The organism is Mesorhizobium sp. M4A.F.Ca.ET.050.02.1.1 (assembly GCF_003997725.1).
In the GTDB taxonomy this organism is placed as follows: Bacteria; Pseudomonadota; Alphaproteobacteria; order Rhizobiales; family Rhizobiaceae; genus Mesorhizobium.
The window spans coordinates 1-5594 of record NZ_RZSG01000385.1 but is presented as its reverse complement, the minus strand read 5'-3'; the positions used below and the strand labels follow the sequence as shown (position 1 = coordinate 5594).

The 5594-nt window shown below is 64.4% G+C and carries 5 protein-coding genes and 1 pseudogene; 2 read left to right on the top strand and 4 right to left on the bottom strand.

The features are described 5' to 3' along the window. Positions 1-1208: AMP-binding protein (locus EOA33_RS22265; protein ID WP_127406604.1), on the bottom strand; the 1208-nt coding region annotated here is incomplete at its 3' end. A 190-nt stretch (positions 1209-1398) separates the two neighbouring features. Between EOA33_RS22265 and EOA33_RS22260 the strand changes: the two genes are divergently transcribed. Continuing rightward, on the top strand, positions 1399-1770 hold the full coding sequence (locus EOA33_RS22260; RefSeq protein WP_127406603.1) for a hypothetical protein: 372 nt from the start codon (positions 1399-1401) through the stop codon (positions 1768-1770). Between the two features lie 121 nt (positions 1771-1891). Next, a complete protein-coding gene (locus EOA33_RS22255; protein WP_126055844.1) occupies positions 1892-2281 on the top strand; it encodes a DUF427 domain-containing protein in 390 nt (129 codons plus the stop codon). A 95-nt stretch (positions 2282-2376) separates the two neighbouring features. Here the strand turns inward: EOA33_RS22255 and EOA33_RS22250 are convergent, their stop codons facing one another. The 3 genes and pseudogenes from EOA33_RS22250 to EOA33_RS40705 all read right to left on the bottom strand — a co-directional run. Then, on the bottom strand, positions 2377-3456 hold the full coding sequence (locus EOA33_RS22250; protein ID WP_126055845.1) for a hypothetical protein: 1080 nt from the start codon (positions 3454-3456) through the stop codon (positions 2377-2379). Positions 3457-3573: 117 nt separating this feature from the next. Next, on the bottom strand, positions 3574-4314 hold the full coding sequence (locus EOA33_RS22245; RefSeq protein WP_126055846.1) for a polysaccharide deacetylase family protein: 741 nt from the start codon (positions 4312-4314) through the stop codon (positions 3574-3576). A gap of 366 nt (positions 4315-4680) precedes the next feature. Next, a pseudogene (locus tag EOA33_RS40705) lies at positions 4681-5262 on the bottom strand (glycosyltransferase family 9 protein); the annotation flags it as partial. Positions 5263-5594: the final 332 nt, after the last annotated feature.

Genomic DNA, 5594 nt, shown 5'->3' with positions numbered 1-5594 from the left:
ACACCGCCATAATAGGCGCGCGCGATGGCCGGGCCGCGCACCTTCAGCCGCCCGAAGGTCCTGCCGTCCCATGGCAGCGCATTGTTGTCGTCGTCGGTCACCTTCATTTCGACGCCGAAGGGCGGATAGCCCTGCTTGCCCTGGACATCGAGCCTGGCATCGCCCTGCAGCCCGGCATATTCGGGCTTCATCGTGCACAGCGTGCCGAGCGGCGACATTTCGGTCATGCCCCAGGCATGGATGACCTGGACGTCGTAATTGTCCTGGAATTTCTGGGTTATGGCGCGCGGACAGGACGAGCCGCCGATGACGACCTTCCGCAGGTGGGGAAGCTTCCTGCCGGTCTCCTCCAGATATTGCAGCAGCATCATCCATACCGTCGGCACCGCGGCACTGAAGGTCACCTTCTCGGTGTCGAGCAATTCATAGATCGAGGCACCATCCATCTTGCAGCCGGGCATGACCAGCTTGGCGCCGATCATCGGCGCGCTCTGGCCGAGGCCCCAGGCATTGGCATGGAACATCGGCACGACCGGCAGGATGACGTCACGGGCCGAAATGCCCATGGCGTCGGGCATGGCGGCGATCATGGCGTGCAGCACATTGGAGCGGTGGCTGTAGAGCACGCCCTTGGGATCGCCCGTCGTGCCCGAGGTGTAGCACATGCCGGCGGCGGTGTTCTCGTCGAAGGTCTTCCAGGCGAAAGCGCCATCGGCTTCGGCCAGCCAGTCCTCATAGGCAACCGCGTTCGGCAGCGCCGTATCCGGCATATGCGCGCTATCGGTCAGTACGATGACCTTGTTCAGCGATTTGACTGCGCCGGCGATCTTTTCCAGGAGCGGCACGAAGGTCAGGTCGACGAAGATCGCCCTGTCCTCGGCGTTGTTCATGATCCAGGCGATCTGTTCGGGAAAGAGACGCGGATTGAGCGTGTGATAGATCGCGCCGATGCCCATGATGCCATACCAGGCCTCGATGTGGCGCGCCGTGTTCCAGGCGAGCGTGGCGATGCGATCGCCGAGCCTGAAGCCGTCCTGCTCCAGCCGCTGCGCCACCTTCAACGCCCGCTGGTGGATGTCGGCATAGGTGGTGCGCACGATCGGGCCCTCGATCGAGCGCGACACGATCTCGCGTCCGCCGTGCTGCCGCTCGGCGTTGTCGATCAGCTTGTGGCAAAGCAGCGGCCATTCCTGCATCAGTCCAAGCATTTGTTCCTCCCCTGCGCTTTTGGCGATCTTTTTGCGCCATTGTGGGACGAACCTGCGGATTGTCCAGCCGTTAGCGTTGAAAGCGGTGCATTCCTTGATGCCGCCGCGGAAACCGCCACAATCCGGCCATCGTCGGCGTTAAATTTCGTTAACGGGCTGTGGGTGCGATTGGCGAATGAAAGAGGTTCGCATGGACACGCAGCTCGACGACAAGGCTCCCGAAGACTTGGCACTCGAAAATGCGCTTGCCGAAAGTCTGACCGATTTGGCGCCGGACGCCAGAACTGTTTCCGAAGATGAATTCGTCGAGGTTGTCGGAGGCGCCTTGGAGGCGGTCGGCGGCACGCTGCTGTTCAAGATGTGCGTCCAGGACGGCGATGAGGCCCAGCATGTCGCGGCGGCTTGCGTCGGCGACGGCGGCAATCGCCAGTTCCTGCTGCTCACCTTGCCGACCGTCGGCGGTGCGTTGAAGGTCGAGACCGCGTCGAGGAGCACCAATCCGGTGGCCGGCATCGCCGCCGCCTATGCCGGGCTGCTGGACGTGTTCCAAACGGCCGCCTGACAGTTCCAGCGAAAGGGTCGGTTTGAGCGCCCGCCCAGGCGTGGGCTCGGCCTTGCGCCGGCCGCCTGTCCGACACATCTATTGCGGGCGACCTCTCATCTGGACAAGGAGATCCCCGCCAATGGACCAGATCGCCAACCCCGCTCCCGGCTTCCAGCGCAATCCCGCCAAGGTCATTACCATCGAGCCTTATCGCGGCACCGTCACCGTGCGCGCCGGCGAAACGGTCATCGCCTCGTCGAAAAGAGCGAAGCTCCTGTCGGAGCCGCCCTATCCCGCGGTCTTTTATATTCCGTTCGAGGACATCGATTTCAGTCTGTTGGCCAAGACCGGTCACTCGACGCACTGCCCCTTTAAGGGCGACGCGAGCTACTGGAGCGTTCTGCCGGCCGAAGAGACAGGCAAGGACGCGATGTGGGCCTATGAGCGGCCCTTCGACGAGATGACGGAAATCCGCGATCACGGCGCCTTCTATCCCAGCAAGGTGACGATCGAAGCGGCCCCGGACTGAGCGACAAAAGATGAAGCAAAGGCCGGGATGATGCGAACGCGAGATCGCCATCGGACGCGACCTCGACGCATCAATGAAATGGCCTGCGAGTCCGGTCAATGCTGGCCTTTGCGAACGGCCACGATGAGCGCCGACAGGCCGTAGGCCAGCACCAGCAACGGGAACAGGGCGAAGAGATACGCCGCACCCGGGCCGCGCTCGAGCAATACTGTTTTCACATCGTCAGGATCGAACCAGCAGGGATGGACCGATCCATCCGGATAGTCTCCCAGCTTTTGCAGGGAGAACCCGATCCAGCCCAGGCTGACGGCGGAAATCGGCGGAAAAGCCGCCGAGTAGGTCTCGGTGCCGAGCGCCTCGTAGCGGACGGCGAACACGGACTGGTATGTACTCGACCGCGCACTCTTGCCGGTGCCCGGAAAGGCGCGGATGGCCGAGTCGAAGACGGTGCAGGATGTTTCCCGATAGGCCGTAAAGGACCGGAAGTCGCCAACCGCGAGCCCCGCGAAAAAGAGCAGGAAGCCCACCGCGGTGGCGACCGCGAACCACGCGCCGAGCGCCGTCCGCCCGCGTCCTCGCCCCGCCATTCGCGCGACGACTGCTGCACCGGCGACAGCGAAGGCCAGGAACGCGAGCACGACAAGTTGCGCCCGGGTGACCTTCACCGGTCCGACGCGGATTGCGTTCGGATCGGGCGCCGCCGCCAGTTCCGGCGCCGTTTCGAAACGCAGGTACCCTGCAGGCAACGTCGTGATCTCGGTGGCGAGCGGGGCAAGCGTTCCCGCCGCTTCGCGCCGCGTCAGAAGGTCTATCCGGCACTGCGTGGTCGATCCGGCCGAAAATGCCCCCTCGTGCCAGACGAGACCCCTGCTGTCCGGGTCGCGTACCGCGCCGGCACAATCGCCGTCGGCACGGATGAAATAGGCTTGCGGCAGGACGGTCTTGATGCGCGCATAGGCGCTGTCGCCACCGGTGTTCGTCACCGTAACCGCATAGTGGAGAACGTCGCCCGCAACCGCCGGCACGGGCTCGTGGATGGCGTTCGAGGTCGAAAAGTCCGGCGGTGCCGCGCGGATTGGGCCGCACATCACCGCCGTAACCAGAAGCGCGGCCCACCACGCGAGACCAACTAGTTTTCGCAGATGAAGTTCATCCCCACAGAATGTGATCGACAAGAGACACCGCCGACATGGCTCTGTAAAGCCGATTTTGCGGTCCCGTATTTTCCGCCGCGATCACGAGGATTGGCACAGCCTTGTCTGCTGGATCCGGCCAAAGCGCACCCTGAGCGATCAGTCGGTGGTGCCGTCGTTGCCTATGCCGTCGGCATGGTCGAGCCGCACGAAGGTCAGGCCCTTTTGCTTGAGCGCCAGCAGCCCCTGCACCACGCCCTCGCCGGCGGCATGGGTCGGCTGGTTGATATGGGCGATGATGACGTCGCCGTCCTTGGCGGCGGCGATGCGCCGGGCGGTTTCCCTGGCGCCCAGCAGCGATCCGCCGTCGCCGTTGATCGAGAAGCCGGCGACCTTGAAGCCGAGCTTGCGAATCATCGCTATGGCCGAGGGGCTGTATTCGGCGGTGGCGCCGCGAAACCATTTCGGTGCCGGTTCACCGGTCCCTGCGAGCGCCGTGGCGCCCGATTCGACCTCCGCCAGCACGGCATCCGGGCTGCCGGCGCTGCGGATGCCGTAGATCTTTTGCGGCGTGTCGACAGCCGGAACATGGCGGCCGCCGTGATTCTCCAGTTCGAACAGGTCCGGATGCGCGCGCATGATCTCGACGGCGGCCGCGTTGCGCTTCAGCCAGATGCCGGTGACGAAGATCGTGGCGGGGATCCTGTTGTCGACAAGCGCCGAGAGGATGCGCGGATCGGTCTGGCCGCCGCAGGCGTCGAGCGTCAGCGCGACGCGGCCGCTACCGCCAGCCTGCGGTTTCAGATGCAACGTCGGCTCGACAAGCGGCGCGGCGCTGGCCGTGGACACGGCGCAAACCGACAGCGCGACCGCGCAAAGATGTTTTCGCAAGAGACGCATGGTCGATTTCCGGGCCGGCGGTCGAAGCGGGATGGTTGCAATATCCAGCCAGAAGACCCGCATCAAGGCGAAAATCGGGACGGCGCACGCGCGAAGGATAACGTCACGAGAATTTGCTTCAGGCGTAACGCGAGAGCGCGTTTGCCGTTTGCTTTTCGGTGCGCGCGAGGATCTCGCGCACGGCCTCAGCAACAGGCGCGACTTCCAGGCGCCAGACGCAGCACGCCTTGCTCGGATCCGTCCGCTTGCAGAAGTCGCTCGCCACGCATTCGCAAGGCATGGAGGGCTGCAGCGAGATGCTCGGCACGCCGACCGGCCCCAGCGGATCGGATTGGTCAGCCCGTAGAGGCCAACGACCGGGGTTCCCGCTGCGGCGGCCATGTGCATGGGGCCACTTTCATTGCCGAGGAAAAGCCGCGCCTCCTTCAGCAGCGCCAGCAGCGTTTCGAGCGAAAGCGCGCCGACAAAGTTGACGACCGGCGAGGCTGTCCTCGCGGCAATCTCGTCGGCCGGCTTGTGCTCGTCCGGGCCGCCGACGAGCACGAAGTCCAGGCCGGTCTCGCGCGCGATGTCGCCGATAACGGCAGCAAAGCGTTCCGGCTGCCACCGCCGGCCAAGAAAGCTCGCTCCGGCATGCACCGCGACAAAGCCCTTTCGCCTCAGATGGTACTTGTCCAGCAACGCAAGCACGCGCGCCGTCTCCAAAGACAGTGGGCGGATGGACGGCGCTTTTATGCGCAGATCGACGCCAAGCGACTCGAGCGGTGAAAGATAGCGGTAGAGATAGTGTCGTTCCCCGAAGCCGAACGGCCTGGCCCGTACGTTGGCCGGCTGACGCTCGTGCCAGCGCAAGGGCCTTTCGGACGGATGATAGCCGACCCTGATCGGAGCGTTGACGAGGCCGCTGACGATCCGCGAGGTTTTCGAATCGGTCAGGTCGATCGTCATGTCGAAGCGGAACCGGCGCAGCCTGCGCACCATCGAATACAGCTCGCGCCCCCGCTGCAGCGGCGATCCGCGCATCATGGCGCGCCGGAACGTGACGACATCGGTCGCGATGCCGTGGGCGGTGAGGAAGCTGGCGAAACGCGCCTCGCAAAGGAACACGATCCCGACGCCGGGATATCCGAGCTGGAGGTTCCTGGCCAGCGCCGAGGCGAGAACGAGATCGCCGATGAACTTGGTCTGCAAAATGAGAATCGAGCGGACGGGGGCGGTGGATATCTGCAACATCTGTCTCGGGCACCGGAGGATCGGAGACCCTGGAAACTGGGCGGAAA